Annotated in this window: 23 protein-coding genes; 1 reads left to right on the forward strand and 22 read right to left on the reverse strand. The window is 34.4% G+C overall.

Annotated elements, in window-relative coordinates:
* Window positions 1–116: 116 nt before the first annotated feature.
* The 22 genes from SB689_RS03155 to SB689_RS03260 form a co-directional block, all read right to left on the reverse strand.
* A complete protein-coding gene (locus SB689_RS03155) occupies window positions 117–1499 on the reverse strand; it encodes a nucleoside permease (RefSeq protein WP_410690684.1) in 1383 nt (460 codons plus the stop codon).
* Between the two features lie 21 nt (window positions 1500–1520).
* Window positions 1521–2120 (reverse strand): bifunctional nuclease family protein, encoded by a 600-nt coding sequence (locus SB689_RS03160; RefSeq protein ID WP_410690685.1) that lies wholly within the window; start codon window positions 2118–2120, stop codon window positions 1521–1523.
* A gap of 179 nt (window positions 2121–2299) precedes the next feature.
* Entirely contained in the window at window positions 2300–3247 is a 948-nt protein-coding gene (locus SB689_RS03165; protein ID WP_410690686.1) for an electron transfer flavoprotein subunit alpha/FixB family protein, read from the reverse strand.
* A gap of 101 nt (window positions 3248–3348) precedes the next feature.
* Window positions 3349–4095, reverse strand: a complete 747-nt coding sequence (locus SB689_RS03170) for an electron transfer flavoprotein subunit beta/FixA family protein (RefSeq protein ID WP_066758136.1) — start codon at window positions 4093–4095, stop codon at window positions 3349–3351.
* A gap of 150 nt (window positions 4096–4245) precedes the next feature.
* Complete coding sequence (locus tag SB689_RS03175; protein WP_410690687.1) at window positions 4246–4953, reverse strand: SDR family oxidoreductase; 708 nt, start codon at window positions 4951–4953, stop codon at window positions 4246–4248.
* 163 nt (window positions 4954–5116) lie between these two features.
* The gene (locus SB689_RS03180; protein ID WP_410690688.1) at window positions 5117–6496 is read right to left on the reverse strand and encodes a dipeptidase; all 1380 of its coding nucleotides are present in this window, start codon (window positions 6494–6496) and stop codon (window positions 5117–5119) included.
* 252 nt (window positions 6497–6748) lie between these two features.
* The gene (locus SB689_RS03185) at window positions 6749–7030 is read right to left on the reverse strand and encodes a hypothetical protein (RefSeq protein WP_066758129.1); all 282 of its coding nucleotides are present in this window, start codon (window positions 7028–7030) and stop codon (window positions 6749–6751) included.
* 55 nt (window positions 7031–7085) lie between these two features.
* A complete protein-coding gene (locus SB689_RS03190; protein WP_410690689.1) occupies window positions 7086–8234 on the reverse strand; it encodes a class I SAM-dependent methyltransferase in 1149 nt (382 codons plus the stop codon).
* A gap of 117 nt (window positions 8235–8351) precedes the next feature.
* Complete coding sequence (locus tag SB689_RS03195) at window positions 8352–8792, reverse strand: DinB family protein (protein WP_410690690.1); 441 nt, start codon at window positions 8790–8792, stop codon at window positions 8352–8354.
* Window positions 8792–9955 (reverse strand): methylmalonyl-CoA mutase family protein, encoded by a 1164-nt coding sequence (locus SB689_RS03200; RefSeq protein ID WP_410690691.1) that lies wholly within the window; start codon window positions 9953–9955, stop codon window positions 8792–8794. Before SB689_RS03200 ends, SB689_RS03195 begins: the two co-directional genes overlap by 1 nt.
* A gap of 110 nt (window positions 9956–10065) precedes the next feature.
* Window positions 10066–10422: an FtsB family cell division protein gene (locus SB689_RS03205; RefSeq protein ID WP_410690692.1), complete on the reverse strand. Its 357-nt coding sequence runs from the start codon at window positions 10420–10422 to the stop codon at window positions 10066–10068.
* Window positions 10423–10424: 2 nt separating this feature from the next.
* Window positions 10425–11039, reverse strand: coding sequence for a uridine kinase (gene udk / locus SB689_RS03210; RefSeq protein WP_066758117.1), 615 nt, complete (start codon window positions 11037–11039; stop codon window positions 10425–10427).
* 132 nt (window positions 11040–11171) lie between these two features.
* Complete coding sequence (locus SB689_RS03215) at window positions 11172–13016, reverse strand: T9SS type A sorting domain-containing protein (protein WP_410690693.1); 1845 nt, start codon at window positions 13014–13016, stop codon at window positions 11172–11174.
* Window positions 13017–13165: 149 nt separating this feature from the next.
* Window positions 13166–13471 carry an ATP-dependent Clp protease adaptor ClpS gene (locus SB689_RS03220; protein ID WP_072406158.1) on the reverse strand — a complete coding sequence of 102 codons (306 nt, stop codon included), beginning with the start codon at window positions 13469–13471 and terminating at the stop codon, window positions 13166–13168.
* A 12-nt stretch (window positions 13472–13483) separates the two neighbouring features.
* Window positions 13484–14842: a hemolysin family protein gene (locus SB689_RS03225; RefSeq protein ID WP_410690694.1), complete on the reverse strand. Its 1359-nt coding sequence runs from the start codon at window positions 14840–14842 to the stop codon at window positions 13484–13486.
* Window positions 14843–14943: 101 nt separating this feature from the next.
* Entirely contained in the window at window positions 14944–15813 is an 870-nt protein-coding gene (atpG, locus tag SB689_RS03230; protein WP_410690695.1) for an ATP synthase F1 subunit gamma, read from the reverse strand.
* An 85-nt stretch (window positions 15814–15898) separates the two neighbouring features.
* Window positions 15899–17476: a F0F1 ATP synthase subunit alpha gene (atpA, locus tag SB689_RS03235; protein ID WP_410690696.1), complete on the reverse strand. Its 1578-nt coding sequence runs from the start codon at window positions 17474–17476 to the stop codon at window positions 15899–15901.
* Between the two features lie 18 nt (window positions 17477–17494).
* Window positions 17495–18034, reverse strand: coding sequence for an ATP synthase F1 subunit delta (atpH, locus tag SB689_RS03240; RefSeq protein WP_410690697.1), 540 nt, complete (start codon window positions 18032–18034; stop codon window positions 17495–17497).
* A gap of 2 nt (window positions 18035–18036) precedes the next feature.
* Entirely contained in the window at window positions 18037–18534 is a 498-nt protein-coding gene (locus SB689_RS03245; RefSeq protein WP_410690698.1) for a F0F1 ATP synthase subunit B, read from the reverse strand.
* Window positions 18535–18624: 90 nt separating this feature from the next.
* Window positions 18625–18816, reverse strand: a complete 192-nt coding sequence (atpE, locus tag SB689_RS03250) for an ATP synthase F0 subunit C (protein WP_027384648.1) — start codon at window positions 18814–18816, stop codon at window positions 18625–18627.
* Window positions 18817–18855: 39 nt separating this feature from the next.
* The gene (gene atpB / locus SB689_RS03255) at window positions 18856–19959 is read right to left on the reverse strand and encodes a F0F1 ATP synthase subunit A (RefSeq protein WP_410690699.1); all 1104 of its coding nucleotides are present in this window, start codon (window positions 19957–19959) and stop codon (window positions 18856–18858) included.
* A gap of 59 nt (window positions 19960–20018) precedes the next feature.
* Window positions 20019–20390, reverse strand: coding sequence for a hypothetical protein (locus tag SB689_RS03260; protein WP_410690700.1), 372 nt, complete (start codon window positions 20388–20390; stop codon window positions 20019–20021).
* A gap of 194 nt (window positions 20391–20584) precedes the next feature.
* Here SB689_RS03260 and ffh point away from each other — a divergent pair, with 194 nt between their 5' ends.
* Complete coding sequence (gene ffh / locus SB689_RS03265; protein ID WP_066758088.1) at window positions 20585–21943, forward strand: signal recognition particle protein; 1359 nt, start codon at window positions 20585–20587, stop codon at window positions 21941–21943.
* Window positions 21944–21958: the final 15 nt, after the last annotated feature.

A 21958-nucleotide genomic window follows, 5' to 3' on the forward strand; every position in this document is an offset into this window, starting at 1 on the left:
TTCATTAAAAATATATAAAGATCAAATTATTGATATAATTTTTTCAAGTTTACTTCAGAACAAAAAAAATGCACCTTTTCTCAAAAGTGCATTTATATTTTAATAACTGAAATAAATTAATGTTTTACAACAGAAACATCTTCAGGTTTATGTTCATGTCTAAATAAAATAGCAAACAAAATAGCTAAAACCAATGCATAAGCTGCAAAAGCCAGCCAAATATTTGTCCAATCTCTTAGCATTACTGCAGAAGTTAAAGTTCCATCTGCATTTACAGCTGAATTGAATGTATTTTTAAGAATCTCAAGAAAAGTAGGATTGCTTGGTGTTGTATCAAGATAGCTTGATAATTGTGTAGCATTTACAAATTTATGGGTGAAGAATTTATCAATTGCCCAACCTGCGATATTACTTCCGAAATAGGCTCCGAAACCATTTGTCATCATCATAAATAATCCCTGCGCAGAAGAACGCATCTTCTTATCCGTAGTCGTTTCCACGAAAAGTGATCCCGAAATATTAAAGAAATCGAAAGCCATCCCGTAAACGATACAAGATAAAATGATTAATGAAACACCATATCCTTCTGGAGTTCCATATGCAAAGAATCCGAATCTTAATACCCATGCAAACATTGAAATCAGCATTACTTTTTTGATTCCGTATCTCTTTAAAAAGAAAGGAATCGCCAAAATAAATAACGTCTCAGAAACCTGAGAAATAGACATTACAATGGTTGATCTTTGAACTACAAAAGATTCTGCATATTTAGGGAAATGAGAAAATTCACTCAAAAATACGTCTCCGTAAGCGTTTGTCAACTGTAATGCAGCTCCCAAAAGCATAGAAAATCCGAAAAATAAAGCCGTTTTATAATTAGCAAACAGCTTGAATGCATTCAAACCTAATTGTTCAAATATAGATGTACTTTTATCAATTAATTTCTGTGGCGGACATTTTGGTAAAGTCAGTGCATATATTCCCAAAATAATAGCTGCAATCCCTCCAATATAAAATTGTCCTTCTGTAGCCTTATTTCCTGTAAGATTGGTAACCCACATGGCCACAATAAAACCTATTGTACCCCAAACACGAATCGGGGGAAAATCTTTAACAACATCCAAATTACTGTTCTTCAAAACAGTATAAGAAATAGAGTTTGCAAGAGCGATTGTCGGCATATAAAAACACATCGCAACAAGCATTATCAAGTAAAAAGAACTGGGAGTCTCTGTATGTGGTAAAATGAAAAGTGTAATCCCGTAAAGGATTTGTAAAACAGAAAAAATTCGTTCTGCATTCACCCATCTGTCTGCAATAATTCCTGTAAGGGTCGGCATAAAAATAGAAGCTATCCCCATTGTTCCGAAAACAGCCCCAAACTGAGTTCCGTCCCAATGTTTTGTACCGAACCAGAAATTAGCCATCGTAATTAGCCATGCTCCCCAGACAAAAAACTGAAGAAAGCTAAGGATGGTAAGTCGTAGTTTTAAATTCATAGTTAGTGTAAAATATCTCTTTTAGTCAATTTTCTTTTTCCTTCTTTTGATCTCCTCCTGGATCTCTAAAGCGGTGTCATAATCTTCTTCTTTTACGGCTTCATCCAATAATTTCTGAAGCTCCTCCATCGAAAGAGATATTAAGTTGTCTTCTGACTGAATGGTTTCAGAAAACGGCTGTTCTTCTTTAGCCACATCCTCAAGTTCCAGCAGAATTCCTGCTTCATTTAAAACTTGCTGAGTGGTAAAAATAGGAGCATCGAATCTTACTGCCATTGCAACGGCATCGGAAGTTCTGGCGTCAAGAATCAATTCTTCATCATTAACTTTATTTTTAAAATTAATATTTGAAAAGAAAACGCCGTCTACGATCTGATAAATGATCACTGAGATCAATTCATAATTAGTAGAAACTATAAATTTGGTGAATAAATCGTGTGTAAGAGGACGAGGCGGATGTATATCTTTCTCCAGACCAAGAGAAATGGATTGTGCCTCGAAATTTCCTATAACAACAGGTAATTTTATGTGTGTTTCTTCATGTTCCAATAACAAAGCGTACGCCCCTGATTGGGTCTGGCTGTACGATATTCCGCGAATAATTAGCTGTTTATAATCCATAACTACAAATATAAATTAATTTTTTATTGTAGGATTTACTTTTTAGACAAAAATAAAAGCCCGGAAGCCGAGCTTTTATTGTATTTATTTGAATGTGAATAGTCAAATGTCAATTCACTTCGTTGTCAATTTTAAAAATTCACTATTGACTTGCGAAGCAAAATTCACAATTCACTCTCTTATCCTTTGATGGCTTTAATCTTTTCAGTTAATGCAGGAATAATCTGGAAAGCATCTCCAACTACACCGTAATCAGCTGATTTGAAGAACGGAGCTTCAGGATCACTGTTGATTACAACGATAGTTTTAGAAGAGTTAACTCCAGCTAAATGCTGAATAGCTCCAGAAATACCAACTGCAATGTAAAGATTTGGTGAAATTGCTTTACCAGTCTGTCCAACGTGCTCTGTGTGAGGTCTCCAACCGATGTCAGAAACTGGCTTAGAACAAGCTGTAGCGGCGCCTAAAACGTTTGCTAATTCTTCGATCATTCCCCAGTTTTCAGGACCTTTCATTCCTCTACCTGCAGAAACTACAACTTCAGCTTCTTTAAGGTCTAGTTTTCCAGAACTCTGTTCGTGAGAAATTACTTTAGTATCTTCGTTTGCTACTGATAAGTTTTTCACTTCTTCAGAACCTGAAACTGCATTTTCTTTAACACCGAAAGCATTTTGAGAAACAGTGATGATTACACCAGCTGCTTCAGATTTTGCATGCATGAAACCTTTTCCTGAGAAAGCTCTTCTTTTCACTTGGAATGGAGAAAGACTTTCCGGAGCAGCCAAAGCATTAGTAATTAAAGAATGTCCGTTCATTACTGCCAACATTGGAGCAACTGAAGAAGCATCTGTAGTATGAGGGAAAACGATAATGTTTCCGTTTGCTACTTCACTTACAGCCTGAGCATAAGCTTTAGCTGAGAAGCTTTTAAGACCTTCGTCTTTAATATTGATAACATTTGATGCTCCATATTTATATAATAAATCTGAAGAATCTGTAGGGTTTACAGAGATCGCTGTAACGGTATCTCCAGCCTGATCTGCAACAGCTTTAGCGTAAGAAACCGCTTCAAAAGCTGCTTTCTTGTAAACTCCATTTATATTTTCTGTGTATACGAATACTGCCATTTTTTTTAAATTAAAAGATTAAAAAATTTAATAATTAAAAGATTAGAGTGGATTTAGAAATCGAATTAAACTTCATACTTCTTACCTCCAGCTTCCGGCTTTTAGATAACTTTAGCTTCTTCGTGAAGTAATCTTACCAATTCATCTAAATTATCCGGAGAAACAAGCTTTACAGCAGCTCTTGGAGGAACGCTATCATAAGAAACTCCCTGAACTTTCACTTCTGAAGAAGTAGGCTCTACAACTTGCAAAGGCTTTGTTCTTGCAGACATAATCCCTCTCATGTTTGGAATGATCAAATCTTTTTCATCCACTAATCCTTTCTGACCCGCAATTACAGCAGGTAATTTCACAGAAATAGTTTCTTTACCCCCTTCAATTTCTCTTACTGCAGTAGCTTCAGCTCCGTTTACATCTAAACCTACAGATGCATTTACGAAAGGCTGATTCAATAACTGAGCAACCATTCCCGGAACAGATCCACCGTTATAATCGATAGATTCTTTACCGCAAAGGATTAAATCATAACCACCATTTTGAGCAACAGCAGCAATTTCTTTAGCTGTAGAATAACTGTCTTTTGGATCAAGATTTACTCTTACCGCATCATTTGCACCGATTGCCAAAGCTTTTCTGATTACCGGTTCCGTAGCAGTATCTCCTACATTGATCACTGTTACAGTAGCTCCTTGAGACTCCTGAAGTTTAACCGCTTTTGTCAACGCAAATTCGTCTAATGGATTGATAACCCACTGAATACCGTTTTTGTCGAATGCAGATTTATCTGCTGTGAAGTTAATTTTGGAAGTAGTATCCGGAACACTACTAATACAAACTAATATTTTCATGTGTACTATTTTATTGTTTCCCTTTTTACACCATAAAAACAGGTGTTTTATGAAGAGATTTTGTTTTAATTAATTTTTGCTAATATAAATAAAAAATATATTATGCATGCATAATACTTATTAATTTATTATTCAAAGCATTAGATGTATTTACTTGGCTGGTTTTGTTGCCCTAAACTCTATCTTGCTAGGTAAAACTCTTGGATTCATTTTTAAAATATCCAAAACAAGATTTCCCATATCATCAGGCTGAATCTTCCATTCGTCTTTTTCAGATGGTACATTTCCGTTGAAATTGGTGGCTACCGAGCCCGGCATTATCACAGTTGATTTGATATTGTATTTTCTTAAGTCAACCATTGCAGCCTGAGTAAAGCCAACCACTCCGAATTTTGATGCATTGTAACCTGTTCCGCTTTCGAAGAAATTGGTTCCTGCCAAACTTGAGATAGTAATATAATAACCTTCAGACTTCTTTAATTCTTCAACAGAAGCCTTTAAAGTATAGAAAACTCCTGTAAGATTGGTTTCTATCATGTCATTCCATTCTTGTGCGGATAATTCGTCAACAGGTTTAAAGATTCCTAACCCAGCGTTGGCAATCACAAAATCCAATCTTCCAAATTTTTCAACTGTTTGTTTTACAGCTTCTTCTTCATTGGCAAGAACTTTTACATCAGAAACTACTCCTAAAACATTTTCAGAATATTGTTTTAATTCCTGTTCTGCTTTTTCTACATCTTCTTTTTTTCTCCCCGAAAATGCCACCGAAATACCATTTTCAAGCAAAATTTTTGCGATTCCGAAACCTATTCCTTTGGTTCCGCCTGTTATATATGCAACTTTATTTTCTAACATAAGATTAATTTTAATTCTCTAAAATAAATAAAACCTGTCAATAAAAATGGTTTATTGATACTAAGATTTATCACTTATCGGTCATTTATATTAAGATGGAAAACATTTAGACAACAAAAAAACGCCCTAAAATAAGAGCGTTTTATCATTTTATAATTTCAAATTATTTTGAATAGTTCTCAAAAAACAACGGGATACTTTCAATTCCTTTATAGAAGTTGAATAATCCGTAATGTTCGTTTGGAGAGTGAATCGCATCAGAATCTAATCCGAATCCCATCAACACAGACTTAGCACCTAAGATCTGCTCAAACATTGCTGTAATTGGAATACTTCCTCCTCCTCTGTATGGAAGAACTTCTTTTCCGAATGATGATTCCATCGCTTTTTTTGCAGCGGCAAATTCTTTAGTATCCGTCGGTAAAACGTAAGGCATTCCTCCGTGATGTGGAGTTACTTTTACTCTTACGTTATCCGGAGCGATTTTATTGAAATATTTCGTGAATTTTTCAGTGATTTCTTCCGGAGTCTGATAAGGAACCAAACGCATCGAAATTTTAGCAGAAGCCTTAGAAGGAATAACAGTTTTTGCACCTTCTCCTGTGTAGCCACCCCAAATTCCGTTGCAGTCTAATGTAGGACGGATAGAAGTTCTTTCTAATGTTGTGTATCCTTTTTCACCTTCTACACCTTCCAATCCGATTGATTTTTTGAATTCTTCAGGATTATCCTTCAGTTTATTCATGTCAGCTCTATCTTCGTCTGAAACGTCTTCTACGTTGTCATAGAAACCGTCAATCGTGATTTGTCCGTCTTCGTCGATTAATTTAGCGATCATTCTAGAAAGTACGTGAATCGGGTTTGGAACCGCTCCACCGTAAAGCCCTGAGTGTAGATCTCTGTTTGGCCCCTCAATTTCAACTTCAACATAGCTTAAACCTCTTAAACCTGTTGTAACAGTCGGTTGCTCGTTGCTATAAATATGAGTGTCAGAAATTAAAATACAGTCGCAAGATAATTTCTCTTTGTTTTCGTTTACAAAATCTCCTAAGCTTACAGAACCTACTTCCTCCTCACCTTCTAAGATAAATTTAACGTTACAAGGAAGAGAATTTGTTTTCATCATTGCTTCAAAAGCCTTTAAATGCATGAAAAACTGTCCTTTATCATCTGCAGAACCTCTTGCGAAAATCGCTCCGTCCGGATGAAGTGCTGTTTTTTCGATATAAGGTTCGAAAGGAGGTTTTGTCCAAAGCTCTAATGGATCAGCAGGCTGAACATCGTAATGTCCGTAAACCAATACTGTCGGTAAGTTTTTATCTAAAATTTTCTCTCCAAAAACGATAGGATATCCTTTTGTCTGGCATACTTCAACATGATCAGCACCTGCATTTTTAAGGTGTTCTGCGACAACATTTGCACATTTCAATACGTCATCTTTATAAGCAGGATCAGCAGAAATAGAAGGAATTCTCAGTAACTCAAATAATTCATCTACGAAACGCTGTTTGTTTTCGTTTATGTAATTTAATGTCTCTTGCATTGTAAAAATTTGTTTTGCTAAAAGTAAAAAAAATGCCCTGCAGGAGCAAACAAAAAGAGATAATTTTCCTCAGGTTTATTATTATGAAGAGTTTTCAAGCCTGATTACTATTATTTTGGTGTGAGAAATTGATGAAACGACTTCAACCCTAGCCCCGATTGCAGCATTTGTTTGAGTGCGAAAAGCGGGATAAAGCTTCAAAAAAAAATGTCCCACATTTCTGCAGGACATTCTTTATATTTTACTAAATAATTAGTGTTCAGCTTTAGCTTTATCAGCCTCTGCAGGTTTTACAGCAGCTGTACTGTCTGTTTTCGGAGCTTCAGCACCGTGTTTTTCAGCAGTAGCCTCTTCTTTATGCTCTGCAGCAGCTTCGTGACCATGACCGTGAGCTTCAGCACCTCCTTGGTGATCATCAGAATATCTTTCTGTACCTTCTTCAAGTTTAATGATATTCTTATTTCCTCCAGCTTGTATCTTTTTACAGCTTACAGCTACAGTTGCAATAGCTAAACATATAATTAATTTTCTCATGCCTAAATTTTTGATTGCCCAAAATTAAGAAATCTTGCTTTTTTCGGCAACATTTTTATATTGATTTTAAAATAATTTTTCCTTTTTTGGATTGTGTAAAAATAAGGTAGCTTTCACCACCGTCTTTTAGTCCGTATTTCTTTTTGAGTTCTTCCGGTTTTAGTGGATAATTTTTTGAGATGATATTAAATTGCTCTTTCTTCTTAATCTCCTTACTGTCAATAACTTTCACTTCCAAAACTCTTCCCGGAAAGTCATTTGTTTTTTCGTCTGAAGTATAGAAATGACTATTTGGATGAAGCTTTTTTAGCTTAAATTTTTCTGAAATCAAATTAAAAATTCCTGCCTTCAAAATCGCATGATTGGGAATATAAATGTACTTTTCGGGCTCAGAATATTCAGAATGAGCATTTTCTTCGTCTCCAAACTGATATTCAAAGTCAGATTCTCCGCTTTCTAAGTTCACACATTTGCAAATAATCTCCCCTAAATTTTCCTTTGATAAGAAAATGACAATTTCTTTTACATCATTTTTGAGCGCGATGATTTCAATTCTGAAAATATTAGGCAAAACAGAAACTAAATACTTCAAATCAATTAATGGAGATAGTTTTATTACCACTTCATTTGAAATTGACAATAATTTATTCTGAATTTCAAGGATATTTGGTGAAAGATCTTCCAATAAGAAGACTTTGTTTTTATTATTATCTCTTCTCGCAGGATCTAAATAAATGACATCAAAAGCTTCCTGATTTTCATTGAGGAAATTTTCCAATTTTTGGTTGATGAATTTCGCTTTCTTCTCTAAAACAGTCCAATTACGAGCTACAATTTCTAAAAGTTCGGAATTTTGTTCAACAAGCGTGATGTCTTCAAAGTTTTGAGAAAGATAATAAGCGTCGATCCCGAAACCGCTTGTTAAGTCTATGAATTTCTTTCCTTTTAAAATTTCAGATTTATATAAAGCTGTCTTTTCTGAGGATGATTGTTCTAAATTAAGCTGTGGCGGAAAAATAATTCCTTCTTTTAATAAAAATGGAAATTTTCTTTGTGCGACTTGTTTTCCTTTGATTTGTTGAACAATCTCCTGCATAGAAACATCCGGAAATGGGGATTTTTTTAATAATAATGAATGCAAGTCTGTGGTTAGATTTGCATTGATGTAGTTTTGGATTTCTTTGTTTAGTATTTTATTTCCCACAGATTCGTAAGATTCTTTGATAGAGATGCTTCGACTTCACTCAGCATGACAACGCTACAAAATGATGTTTAATATTAGAGATGTCATGCTGAGTGAAGTCGAAGCATCTGTTTAAATTTATCTTTTATAAAAAATATAATCCGTTAATACAGGTTCAATTCCGTTTTGTTTTAATAAAGAATTGATTTGTCCTCGATGATATGTTGAATGATTTATTGCCTGAAAAAGCATCTCAAAAATACTGTTTTCAAACTTTGTTCCTTTTGAATTTTGATATTCAATTTTTTGGTCAAAATCTGAATTTTCAACAATCTGAATACTTTTCTGAAAGTTTTGATGATTAATTTCCTGTAAGCTTTCAAAAGGATTGATTTGCCAGACTTCAAAAGATTTTTCGCCTAAAATTCTTGAATTCCAGACTTGTTGAGCGTTTAAAGTATGATTGATCAAACTGATTGTTTTATCGTCGATCTTTGAGATATTTTCTGCAATAATTTTAATCATTTCGCGGTTGAAATGATAGGTATATTCAAATAAATCGATCAGTTTTTCTTTCATTATTCAAACATTTCTGCCCAACGAACGGCTTTTATTTCTTTTTCGTTATATAATTCAGCAACAGACTTTTTAACGTCTAATTTTGGATATAAATTAACTCCAATTATTTTTATTTTACCTTCTTCAACCCATTTTTGCTCTTGAACAGCTTGATCGTAGATCTTTTTTTGGATAACCCCATTTTTTAAAAGTTCCAAATAACCTCCGGTTTCTTCAATTTCAACAAATAAAGCCCAAGATTTTTCTGCAATTTGCTGGGTAATATCTTCAACGTAATAACTTCCGTTAGATGCGTCTTCAAACACATTAATGATACTTTCGTAAGCTAAAACGATCTGTTGTTTGAAAGAAATTTCTTCCGAATTTTCCGTGCTTTTTTCAACAGCGTAATTCGTACTGTAGACAGCATCTGCACCTCCGATCATCGCAGAAGCAAGCTCCAATGTAGAACGGATAAGGTTGTTTTCACTGTCCACAATTGCTTTATTTCTTAATGAAGTTTCTGCAAAAATGTAAGGAATTTCATCTAAACCGTATTCCTTAGAAAATTGGTTAAAAACAAGTTTAAAAGCTCTTAATTTCGCTGTTTCGAAAAAATAATTTCCTCCTACAGCTATTTTGAAGATCAGTTTATTTAAAATTTCCTGTCCGTAAACTTCTACAAGCTCTTTTGCTTTTGCTAAAGCAATACCCAACTGCTGATAGATTGCAGCTCCGGCGTTTTGATGAAGAGAAATATCAACACAGATATTTCTTTTGAAGTCTTTAGCTAATAGTTCTTTGGCCAACTGATCATCAATAACTCCATTTTTTTCGTCAAATACATCGATTAACGAAAAATACTGATCATTATCTGCGGGACTAATATGTTCCGCTAAATCTTTATTATTGATGAAAATTGTTTTCTCCTCAAGGTTTTCAACGTTATTCTCCAATAGAAACGCAAAAACATCATCTTCTAAACTTTCGTGATACTTTGCCACCAAATGTGTACTTTCCTCAACTTTTGGAAGGTTTACTAAAGGCTGTTGAACCGAACTGTAGAAAGGCTTTACATCAATTCCTTCTAAATTTTCTTTTTTCAGAATGGTGTAAATATCTTCTGTTTTAAGCTGCTTCTTTACTAAATTTTCCCAGTTTGGAAAAGTATCTGTATTTGACATGTGGAATATGGATATTTTTTGTGAATGGTCAATTGTGAATATTGCTTTGCAAGTGAATCTCTACAATTGACAAGCAAAGCGAATTGACTATTCATAATTCACTTTTTTAATTATTTTTTAGCAACATTTGTGCTGTCTACAACCAGAATAAAAATCTCTTCATTCGGTTTTTTCATAAAATAATTTTCTCTTGCGTATTTTTCTTTTTCCGATTTATTGTTCATTAGTTTCTTATAAAACGTATCATTTTTTTCGTATTCAGTTTTATAATATGCTAATTGTTCTTCGTATTTATTGATCTCACCGTTGAGTTCATTGATAACAAGAAACGAAGTTTTATCAAAGAAAACCATCCAAACCAAGAACAGACAGATTGTAAGGACATACTTATTTAAAACATAATTTTTAATAAATATGAATGTCTCCGACTTTGGTTTAATTTCTTTAATAAGTTTATTGTCTTCCATTTTTAATGTTTTCTTAACGAGTTTTTGATGACGGTAGTCAGAAAATCAATCGCTACAGAATTTTGCTTCATGTTCGGGATAATAAGATCTGCTTCATTTTTTGAAGGCTCAATAAATTCCTGATGCATAGGCTTTAAAGTCGTCTGATAACGGTGTAAAACCTCGCTCAGATCTCTTCCTCTTTCCTGTGTATCTCTCCTGATCCTCCTGATTAATCTTTCATCAGAGTCTGCATGAACAAATACTTTCAGATCAAATTCCTTCAATAATTCTTTATTCGTAAGTACTAAAATTCCTTCTACGACCAATACATTTTTAGGTTCTACAGTGACATGATCTCCGGTTCTGGAATGCGTCACAAAGCTGTAAATCGGCTGTTCTATAGGCTCGTGATTCTTTAAAGCTTTTACGTGTTTCAGCATCAATTCAAAATCTATCGACTTTGGATGATCATAATTTAAGGCTTCCCTTTCCGTAAGCGTTAAATTATGGTTATCATGATAATAATTATCCTGAGAAAGGATGTTCATTCCTTCGATATCAAGCTGTTGAAGTATCTTATCAACAACTGTAGTTTTGCCGGATCCTGTACCTCCCGCAATTCCTATTACAAGCATTCTTTTAGTTTCTATATAGTTTTTACAAATATACTATTTTAGTTGAATGCAAATAAAATAATGGGTACGGAATTTATCCAATAAAAAAATCCGATGCGCAAACACCGGATTTTAATTCAACTTTTTTAAGTCTTATTTTTTGATAAATTTAGTAGATAAATCTATTCCTTTGATATTTAAAATATAGTCTCCTGTCTGAAGATGAGAAACATTGATTGTGTTTTTTCCATTATTAATGGTAGTTTCCAATACTTTTCTTCCTTCCATATTATAAACTTCTACTTTTTCTTCTTTGTTTACTTTCATTGAAATATTCAATACATCAGTAACCGGATTTGGATAAATTGCGATAATTTCTTTTTTAGCAACATCATCTACGCTTAAGACGCAATTGTAAACCGGCAAAGTATATCCTGCAGCAGTAAATTCCTGCGTCATTGTAGTAATATCGCTACAAGTATATCCGAAAGTCCCCAACATATCAATAGCAGCCTGTCTTACAGCAATAGCTGCATTTTGCTGATTTGTGCTTGAATCCGTCATTGATAATCCTTCTAAAAAGGCTCTGTCGGTTTTTGCCTTCCCAATTTTATTATATATTCTCATCAATGCAGAAGCCCAAATCTGACCTCTTGTATGAATTGCTCCTGATCCAGGGTACAAAACAGTGTAATTGGTGATTCTTCCTGCCCAATATTCATTGTGACCATCCCAGCTGAACATCCAGTTATAGGCTGCTGCTGATGAAGGCCATTGATTTAAACTTCTGCTGTATGACTGCGCCCAGTAATCTCCGCAACCTTCGCTTAATCCCTGAACCTGAGATAAACTTCCGTTGGTTAACCAATCGTGAAGTCCGTGTCCTAATTCATGCAAAACAACGTCTGCATCTTCAGCGTCATCTACCCCTCCTTCTCCGAAAACTAATCTTCCGTTACTGTAATAAGAATTATCATCACCGTCCAATCCATGCGGATCGTACCATAATATTCCTGCATTCGTTAATGGTATACAAGCAATATTTAATGTTTGATTGATATAACGTAAGCTGTTATCAACGTGCCAATAAGCATTTACAGCTTCAAATCCCTGATCATTTCTATTAAATAAGAATTGATTAGTTGCTTGAGTAAAAAGTCCTGTAGAAGGTGTTTCTAAGTCTTTAATTTCTGCGTAAGATCCTTTTAATTTATAAACTCCGCCTGTGAAATCCAATTCCGGAATTGTAACCAAAGTTCTTGCTGCATCTAAACTTGCATTGGTAGCATCATTGTTGTCAAGATACTGTCCTGCGTACGCAACCTGCATTTGAGAAAGTGGATCCGGATTGAAAATATATCCTGAACCAGATACCAAAACTTTTTTAGCGCTTACCTCTTTTTTTTGATTTTTTTTTGTTGGTTTTGGAGCTTCATTTTTACCATGATGATAATTTGCAATATCTTTTACGCTTAATACGTTTCCGTTTTGTGCGTCTATGATTGTTTCCCAGCTTCCAGGATTGTCATGAGAATTGGTAAGAATTCTGTAAACCAGTTTAGTTTCTCCGTTTTCTGTAAGATAAACTAATAATTTATTTTCTTCAAAAGTGATTTCTCCTTTAGTTTTTGATGCTACATGAGCTTTTTGAAGAGCTTCTGAGGCTGCAATAGAAGGATTTGTATTGATATCTTTAATATCTTTTTTAAAACTGTCTGTAGAAGTATAAGTGATTTTTCCTTCTTTATTAAAGTGTAATACGATTTCTGATTGAAAAACCGGCACTTCCTTAATCATCTGCTGAAAACGTAATGTTTCTCCGGTACTTCCTTTCTTAACAAAATTTAATTTAAGCTGACTGAAATTCTGAATTCCTAAACTTCTGGAATTTTCACTGAGCCACCTTTTAGCCGGGGCTTCCAACGACGATTCCTGCGCCGCTAATGCTGAGCAAGAGAGTACACAGCCCAGAATTAAAGAGTTAATTTTAAATTTCATGTGATGTTTTTTTAATGTTATTTAGCTAAAATAAAAAAGATTATCGAAATATCAATTATTTTTGACAATAATTATTAAAAAAACATTAAAATATCACAAAAATCGAATGTAAAACAAAAAAAAGCTCCAACAATTGTTAGAGCTTTCATTTATACGATTTCGCTAGTTAATTCCCTTGAAATAAGTTTTTCATGCATAGGCTTCACAATATCCATAGATCCTGTTTTCACTGTGCATTTGCCTTTGTAATGTACCAACATTGTACATTGCTCAGCCTGTTCTAACGTATGTTTACAAATCTCTATAAGAGAATCAATTACATAATCAAAGGTATGAATATCATCGTTATGTAAGATCAATTTATAAACATCATCCGTTTCTTCCAATACCAGAACTTCTTCTTCATATTGACGTTTCGGATCTTCGTAATCTTTTATACTGTTATAAAAAATCATTTTTAATTATTTTTAAACTTCCCCTAATTTTTCAGCCAGATCACTCAGGCTATTTGGTTCATCATAAACCAATTCTACAAGCTCAACGCTCTTATTATTCATTTTCAAAATTTTGAAATGATAATTTAATAAGTCGAATTCCTGGTTTTCTTCCGGAATATCTTCCAATTCATGAAGAATAAGACCAGCTAGTGAGTTGTATTCACTTTCTTCAGAAAGAGGTAATTTTTTCGGTAAATGTTCATTGATCTCGTCTAAAGGCTGTGTAGCCTGTACCCAATACGTATTTTCACCAATTTTATCTACCAATTTTTCTTCATCATCCTCTTCATCCTGAATTTCACCTACAAGCTCCTCCAAAATATCTTCTAAAGTAATGATACCTTCAGTACCACCAAATTCATCAATTACAATAGCTAAATGCTGTTTCTTTTGTTGGAAAGTCTTCAATAAATCTGAAATTTTCTTACTTCCGACAACAAAAAACGCGTCACGCATTAATTCTTTAAGATCATCATGGCTAAGTTCACCTTTTCTCTTAACAAACTCTCTGATGATTTCTTTTGTGTATAAAATACCAATCACATTATCAATAGAATTAACATAAACAGGGATTCTTGAATAACCGCTATCCATAATTTTATTGATTATTTCATTAATATCTTCTTCAAAATCAATTGAAGTAATATTCTGACGAGGAACCATGATCTGTTTTGCGGAGTGATCTGTAAAATCAAACGCATTTTTAATGATCTCATAGTTCTCTTCTTCAATCTCACCGCTATCAGCACTTTGTTTTACCAAAAGCTGAAGTTCTTCTGTTGAGTGGATTTCCTGTTCAGATGCCGGGTGAATTTTCACCAATCTTAAGAAAGTATTCGACATCAAATTCATCAACCAAATAAATGGTTTGAAGACCGTATAAAAAACTCTCAACGGAACTGCTGTTGCCATTGTAGTTGCTTCCGATTTTCTGATTGCAATTGATTTAGGAATCAATTCTCCAAATACAATATGCATCACCGTAATTAATACAAAACTGGTAACCACCGAAATTGTGGTAATTGTTGTTTGCGCCATTTCTACATTCAAGGAATGGAAAATATTGTCAACAACATGGTGGAGAGCACTTTCTCCAACCCAACCTAAAGCAAGTGATGCCAACGTGATACCAAGCTGTGTAGCAGATAAATACTCATCAAGATGTTTAATGATGTGCTCTGCCTGTTTTGCCATGGAGTTACCTTCGGCTGCCTTTAACTGGATTTGTGAGTAACGAACTTTAACAATTGAAAATTCTGCGGCTACGAAAAAGCCATTTAATAATACAAGAAATACGGCTAGTAAAAGCCTGACTATGTCCGAGTCCATTTAGAAATTATATATTTAATTGATACAAAGATATACAAAATAAAAATAACAAAAAAAGCACCGAGAATATCGATGCTTTAATATTTTGTTAAATTAATTCTTTACGAATTTTTCAAGGCTTCTGCTCCTGAAACGATCTCTAAGATTTCGTTTGTAATAGCTGCCTGTCTTGCTTTGTTGTAGAAAATTACCAAATCATTCTTAAGCTCCTGCGCGTTGTCAGTTGCTTTATGCATCGCTGTCATTCTCGCACCGTGCTCAGACGCTACAGAATCTAAAACAGCTTTGAAAACCTGAGTTTTAATAGATTTTGGAATTAAATTATCTAAAATTTCAGCTCTATTTGGCTCAAAAATATAATCTGTTTCCACTTGAGGCTCTGTAGGATCAACTTCAGCCATTAAGATAGGCAGAACTTGTTCTGTAGTAACTTCCTGTGTCGCAGCATTGATGAATTTATTATAGATTACATAAACTTCGTCAAATTTCCCTTCTTTGAAACTGCTCATTGCTGCTTCAGTAAGATTAGAAACTGCTTCAAAGTTCAAATTATCAAAAACGGCGCTTTCATTTGAGTAAACAGAACGAGTCTTTCTTACAGCATCGTAAGCTTTTTTACCAATCGTAAGAACTTCAATTTCGTATTGAGCATTCTTCTGAAACTGAATATTAAGTTCCTTTACAACATTAGAGTTGAAAGCACCCGCCAAACCTCTGTTTGAAGTTACAGCGATGAAAAGTACTCTTTTAACCTCTCTTTTTTGAGCATAAATAGAAACCTGGTCAGGATCTGAACTAGAATTTACATTCTGGATGATCTCCTGTAGCTTTTCAGAATAAGGTCTTAACATTACGATTGCATCCTGTGCTTTTTTAAGTTTCGCAGCGGAAACCATTTTCATAGCACGCGTGATTTGCATCGTAGATGAAATTGAACTGATTCTTCCTCGTATTTCTTTTAAGTTTGCCATATTGGGTTAGTTGTTGGTTGTCGGTTGTTGGTTGCTAGTTTTAGAAAATTCTGTCAACTATCAACCAACAATCATCAACTAATTTTTAGTTATATTTTGCAGCTAAATCACTAGCAGCCTGCTTAAGAACACCTGTAATTGAATCATCAATTTTCCCAGCTTTAAGAGCAGCCATAGTTTCAGGGTGCTTAGATCTTAAGAAAGCGATGTATTCGATTTGGAATTCTTTTACCTTTTTGATAGGAACGTTTCTCATTAAGTTTTCTGTACCTGCATAGATCATAGCAACTTGGCTATCTACAGGAAGTGGAGAATTTACCGGCTGCTTAAGAAGCTCTACGTTTCTTTCACCTTTAGAGATAACCGCTAAAGTTGAAGCATCAAGGTCTGAACCGAATTTTGCGAACGCTTCTAGTTCTTTATATTGAGCCTGGTCTAATTTAAGTGTACCAGAAACTTTTTTCATTGATTTGATCTGAGCGTTACCTCCTACTCTCGATACAGAGATACCAACGTTGATCGCTGGACGAACCCCTGAGTTGAACAAGTCAGACTCCAAGAAGATCTGTCCGTCAGTAATAGAGATTACGTTAGTTGGAATATACGCAGAAACGTCACCAGCCTGAGTTTCGATAATTGGAAGTGCAGTAAGTGAACCACCACCTTTTACAAGAGGTCTTAAAGACTCAGGTAAATCATTCATTTGGCTAGCAATTTTATCGTCAGCGATTACTTTTGCAGCTCTTTCCAATAATCTTGAGTGAAGATAGAAAACGTCTCCAGGGTAAGCCTCACGTCCCGGCGGTCTTCTCAATAGTAGAGAAAGCTCACGGTAAGCTACCGCTTGTTTAGATAAATCATCATAGATGATCAATGCCGGTCTACCAGTGTCTCTGAAGAACTCACCGATAGATGCACCTGCCATTGCAGAATATACCTGCATTGGAACTGGATCTGATGCGTTTGCAGCAACGATTACAGTATATGCTAAAGCTCCTTTATCAGAAAGAGTTTTAACGATTTGTGCTACTGTAGAAGCTTTTTGCCCGATAGCAACATATATACAATATACAGGATTTCCTGCATCAAAAAATTCTCTTTGGTTGATGATCGTATCAATCGCAACAGTAGTTTTACCTGTTTGTCTGTCACCAATGATAAGCTCTCTTTGACCTCTTCCTACAGGGATCATAGAGTCGATTGCAACGATACCTGTTTGTAAAGGCTCAGTTACCGGCTGTCTGAAGATAACTCCAGGAGCCTTTCTTTCCAATGGCATTTCGTATAATTCCCCAGAGATAGGACCTTTACCATCGATAGGATTACCAAGAGTATCAACTACTCTACCCAACATACCTTCTCCTACTTTAATAGAAGAGATTCTGTTTGTTCTTCTTACTGTATCTCCTTCTCTTACTAATTTACTTTCACCAAGTAGAGCAACACCAACGTTGTCTTCTTCAAGGTTAAGTACAATACCTTCTACATCACTAGAAAATTTCACCAACTCTCCGTATTGTACGTTTTCTAACCCGTATACACGAGCAATACCATCACCGATGGTTAAAACTGTACCTACTTCCTCAACATTTGCGTGAGTATCGAAGTTGGCCAATTGCTGTTTTAAGATCGCAGATACTTCTGCCGGATTTATTTCTGCCATTGTATGGTTGTTTTTTTCTTAATTTAATTGAAAATCTTTTTTAATGTGATTAAGCTTAGATTTAACAGAGGCATCTACCTGCTGATCTCCTACTCTTAATATGTATCCTCCCAAAAGATCAGGATTTACATTTAGTTTCAAATCAAAATTTGAACCTGCTTTTACTAAGTTTGTAGATCCTAATATCTGATCAATATTTTCTTTCGAAAGTTGAGTTGCCGTAGTAAGAGTTACTCTCTGTACTCCATTAATATCTTCAACTTTATTGATATATTCCTGAGCAATATTTTTCAATTGATTTTCACGACCATGTCTGATAACCAATGTGATTAAATTTTGAGAAGAAACAGATAAACCTTTGAAAATCTCTTTTGCTACCTCTACTTTCTTTTTAGCATCAATGTAAGGTGTCATGAAAAATTTGTTCAGATCCGTAGACTGAGACATCAATTTCGCAACATCTTTCATTTCAGAAAATACAGTAGCTGTTTGGCCTGTTTCATTAGTGAACTCAAGCAAACCCTGCGCGTATCTTTTAGCTACTTTAGATGTAAGCATTCTTAGTTAAGATTAGATTTGTTTAAATAATTTTGAACCAACTCGTTTTGAGCTTCACTGTTGTCTAATTTTTGTTTCAAGATAGACTCAGCAATGTTTACAGATAAAGTACCAATTTGAGATTTGATGTCTGCCATAGCAGCATTTTTCTCAGCATTGATAGTCTGTTTAGCAGATTCGATCATTTTATCTCCTTCAGTTTTAGCAGCATCTTTAGCTTCACCTACGATTCTATCTTTAATTTCTCTAGCATCTTTAAGGATAGCATCTCTTTCGATTTTAGCTTCACGAATGATTCTTTCGTTGTCTTCTTTTAATGTTTCCATTTCAGTTCTAGCCAATTTAGCTTGATTCAAAGCGTCAACAATAGAAGTTTCTCTATCATTAATAGATTTTAAAATAGGTTTCCAAGCGAATTTACCTAACAAAAATAATAGTGCTAGAAAAATAACAGACTGGATAATAAATAATCCTGATGAAAACTGATGAATTAATTCCATTATATTAATGTATAAAAAATTATTACTTTTTTCTTAAATTAACATTGTTGTAGCCAACCGCTACAACAATGTTTTTTTGTTTTGATTGGCTTATGATGCGAATAACGCAGCAAATGCAACACCTTCAACTAGTGCAGCCGCAATAAGCATAGCAGTTTGGATTTTTCCAGATTGCTCAGGCTGTCTAGCGATAGCTTCAAGAGCAGCAGCTCCGATTTTACCAAGACCGATACCTACTCCAAGTACGATAAGACCTGCACCAATAATTCTAGGGATTTCCATAATAAATATAATTTAAAAAATTGTTTCTAAAATTGTTAATTAATGATGAGCAGTATGACTATGCTCGTGTTCTTCAACAGCCATTCCAATAAATAAAGCTGATAACATTGTAAAGATATAAGCTTGTAGGAACGCTACCAATACTTCTAATAAATAAATTACTAATGTTAAGAATGGGAATGCCACTCCTGCAATCCAGTTATTAAAAATATAAATTGATCCAATTAAAGTCATTACTACAATGTGACCAGCTGTCATGTTTGCAAAAAGACGGATCATCAATGCAAAAGGTTTAGTGATTGTTCCCAATAATTCAATTGGTAACATAATAAATTTCATTGGTACAGGTACTCCCGGCATCCAGAAGATGTGTTTCCAATAATCTTTATTAGCTGAAAATGTAGTAATTAAATATGTAAGAATAGCCAAGAAGAATGTCATTGTAATATTACCTGTAACATTGATTCCGAAAGGCATTAATCCTAATACGTTTAAGAAAAGTATAAAGAAGAATACAGTTAATAAGTATCCCATGAATCTTTTATACTTGTGTCCGATATTTGGAATAGCAATCTCATCTCTTACGAAAATAATTAGAGGCTCTAAGAATCTAGCAGCTCCAGTAGGAACAACTGATTTCTTATATGATCTAGCCATACCTATAAAGATTGCAAGCAACACAACCGCCACTAAGAAAATAATAAGTACACTTTTAGTAATAGAAAGATCTAAAGGCTTTTCATTAGTAGGGTGACCATCTTTACCTAGTGATAAAGCTCCAGTCGCATCGGTTTTATAAATTTTCTCATGGTGCAATTTATAATAAGAACCATCTACTTCTGTTGGCTCACCATGTATAAAACCTTCTTTATTACTCATGAAAGAGTGAAAACCGTTATCATAAAAAATAACAGGAAGAGGAAAACCTATGTGATGACCTTCTTTGTCAACCATAAATGTAAAATCATGAGCATCCAATAAGTGATGATCAATAAACTCTTTGTTTTCTTTAGTAACTTTGTCTTTCTCTGAAAGCTCTTTTGCCGGAGCAGCTACAGCACTAGCATTGGACTCGCCATGTTGTGCAGAGACTAAACTTAACACAAAAATACTGTAGAATAAAACTGCAAATTTCTTAAACATTGATAGGTTTTTTTCGTTGTGCAAAAATAGAATTTTTTTTCTATTTTCAATAAATAATTTTACTGTTTTTTGTCATGATTAATAAGCGTGACCGCATAATATGTAAGCAGCGTTGTCAGGACAAAATATGGTATTATGAAATGAAATTTATAACCTGGAATGACTTCGAGATTCAATTTTTTCCTTATAAGGTACATTAATCCGAATTTTATAAGGATCAATCCTACTACTGATAATCCTAAGAATTGAGGTGCTACTCTATTAATTAAAATAATAAGTGTGATCATCATCGTAAACATTACGCTTAGGAAAAGATAAAATTTAATAATAATGATTTCATCTAAATGATAAACAAATTTCCAAAGAGAAAAATGAATCAAGAATGTTAAAAAGAATAATACTACAACTAGAATATTAGGATTAGGTTTCATTATAAATTTATTTACTGTTTACAGTTTTCGTGCAAACCGATATGTATTTCTATTTGGCGCAAAAATATGATTTTTAATTATAATATGACAGCGTTTACTCCCCTGATTTTATCCTTATATATAATATTACGTGTTCTATACTTTGCATCTACCAAAAATTCCTTATTTTTGCAACCTATAATTTACAAATAAATATGTTTAATAGTTTACAGGATAAATTAGACAAGGCGCTTCAAAATATTTCCGGACGTGGAAAAATTACAGAAATCAATGTTGCGGAGACCGTAAAAGAGATTCGTAGAGCATTGGTAGATGCCGATGTTAATTATAAAGTAGCAAAAGACCTTACGAAAAGAGTTCAGGATAAAGCGTTGGGACAAAACGTTCTTACATCGCTTACTCCGGGACAATTGATGACGAAAATCGTTCATGACGAGCTGGTAGAGTTAATGGGAGGTTCTCAGGAAGGAATTAATCTTTCGGGAAAACCATCTGTTATTCTTATTGCAGGTTTGCAAGGTTCCGGTAAGACAACTTTCTCCGGAAAATTAGCGAGTTATTTAAAAACGAAAAAAAATAAAAAGCCTTTATTGGTTGCGTGTGACGTTTATCGTCCGGCTGCAATTGAGCAGTTGAAAGTTTTAGGTGGACAAATTGGTGTTCCCGTTTTCACTGAAGAAGGTTCTACAAACCCATCTACGATCGCTGAAAATGCAATTGCTTTTGCAAAATCAAACGGTCATGATGTTGTAATTGTGGATACTGCAGGTCGTTTGGCGATTGATGAGCAGATGATGAACGAAATTAAATCTGTTCATTATTTCATCAAACCTAATGAAACGCTATTCGTAGTTGACTCAATGACAGGTCAGGATGCTGTAAATACGGCGAAAGCGTTCAACGATGCTTTAAATTTTGACGGAGTTGTTTTAACTAAATTAGATGGTGATACACGAGGAGGTGCTGCATTAACGATTCGTTCGGTTGTAGAAAAACCAATCAAATTTATCTCTACAGGTGAGAAAATGGAGGCTTTAGATGTTTTCTACCCAGAAAGGATGGCCGACAGAATCTTAGGAATGGGAGACGTTGTTTCCTTAGTAGAAAGAGCTCAGGAGCAGTTTGATGAGGAAGAAGCTAAAAAACTTCACAAAAAAATCGCTAAAAACGAATTTGGTTTTGATGATTTCTTAAAGCAAATCAATCAGATCAAAAAAATGGGTAATATGAAAGACTTGATGGGAATGATCCCGGGAGTTGGAAAAGCCATTAAAGACGTTGAAATCAGCGATGATGCATTCAAACATATTGAAGCGATCATTTATTCTATGACTCCGGATGAGAGAAGAAGACCTTCAATCATCAATACTCAGAGAAAGCAGAGAATTGCAAGAGGTGCTGGTAGAAAAATTGAAGATGTAAACCAATTGATGAAGCAATTTGATCAAATGGGTAAAATGATGAAGATGATGCAGGGCCCTCAAGGTAAGCAAATGATGCAGATGATGAGCAAGATGCCAAACATGCCGGGAATGGGCGGAATGGGAAAATAAGAAATAGTAAAAGCT

Source organism: Chryseobacterium sp. SIMBA_038, from assembly GCF_046535115.1.
Taxonomy (GTDB): domain Bacteria; phylum Bacteroidota; class Bacteroidia; order Flavobacteriales; family Weeksellaceae; genus Chryseobacterium.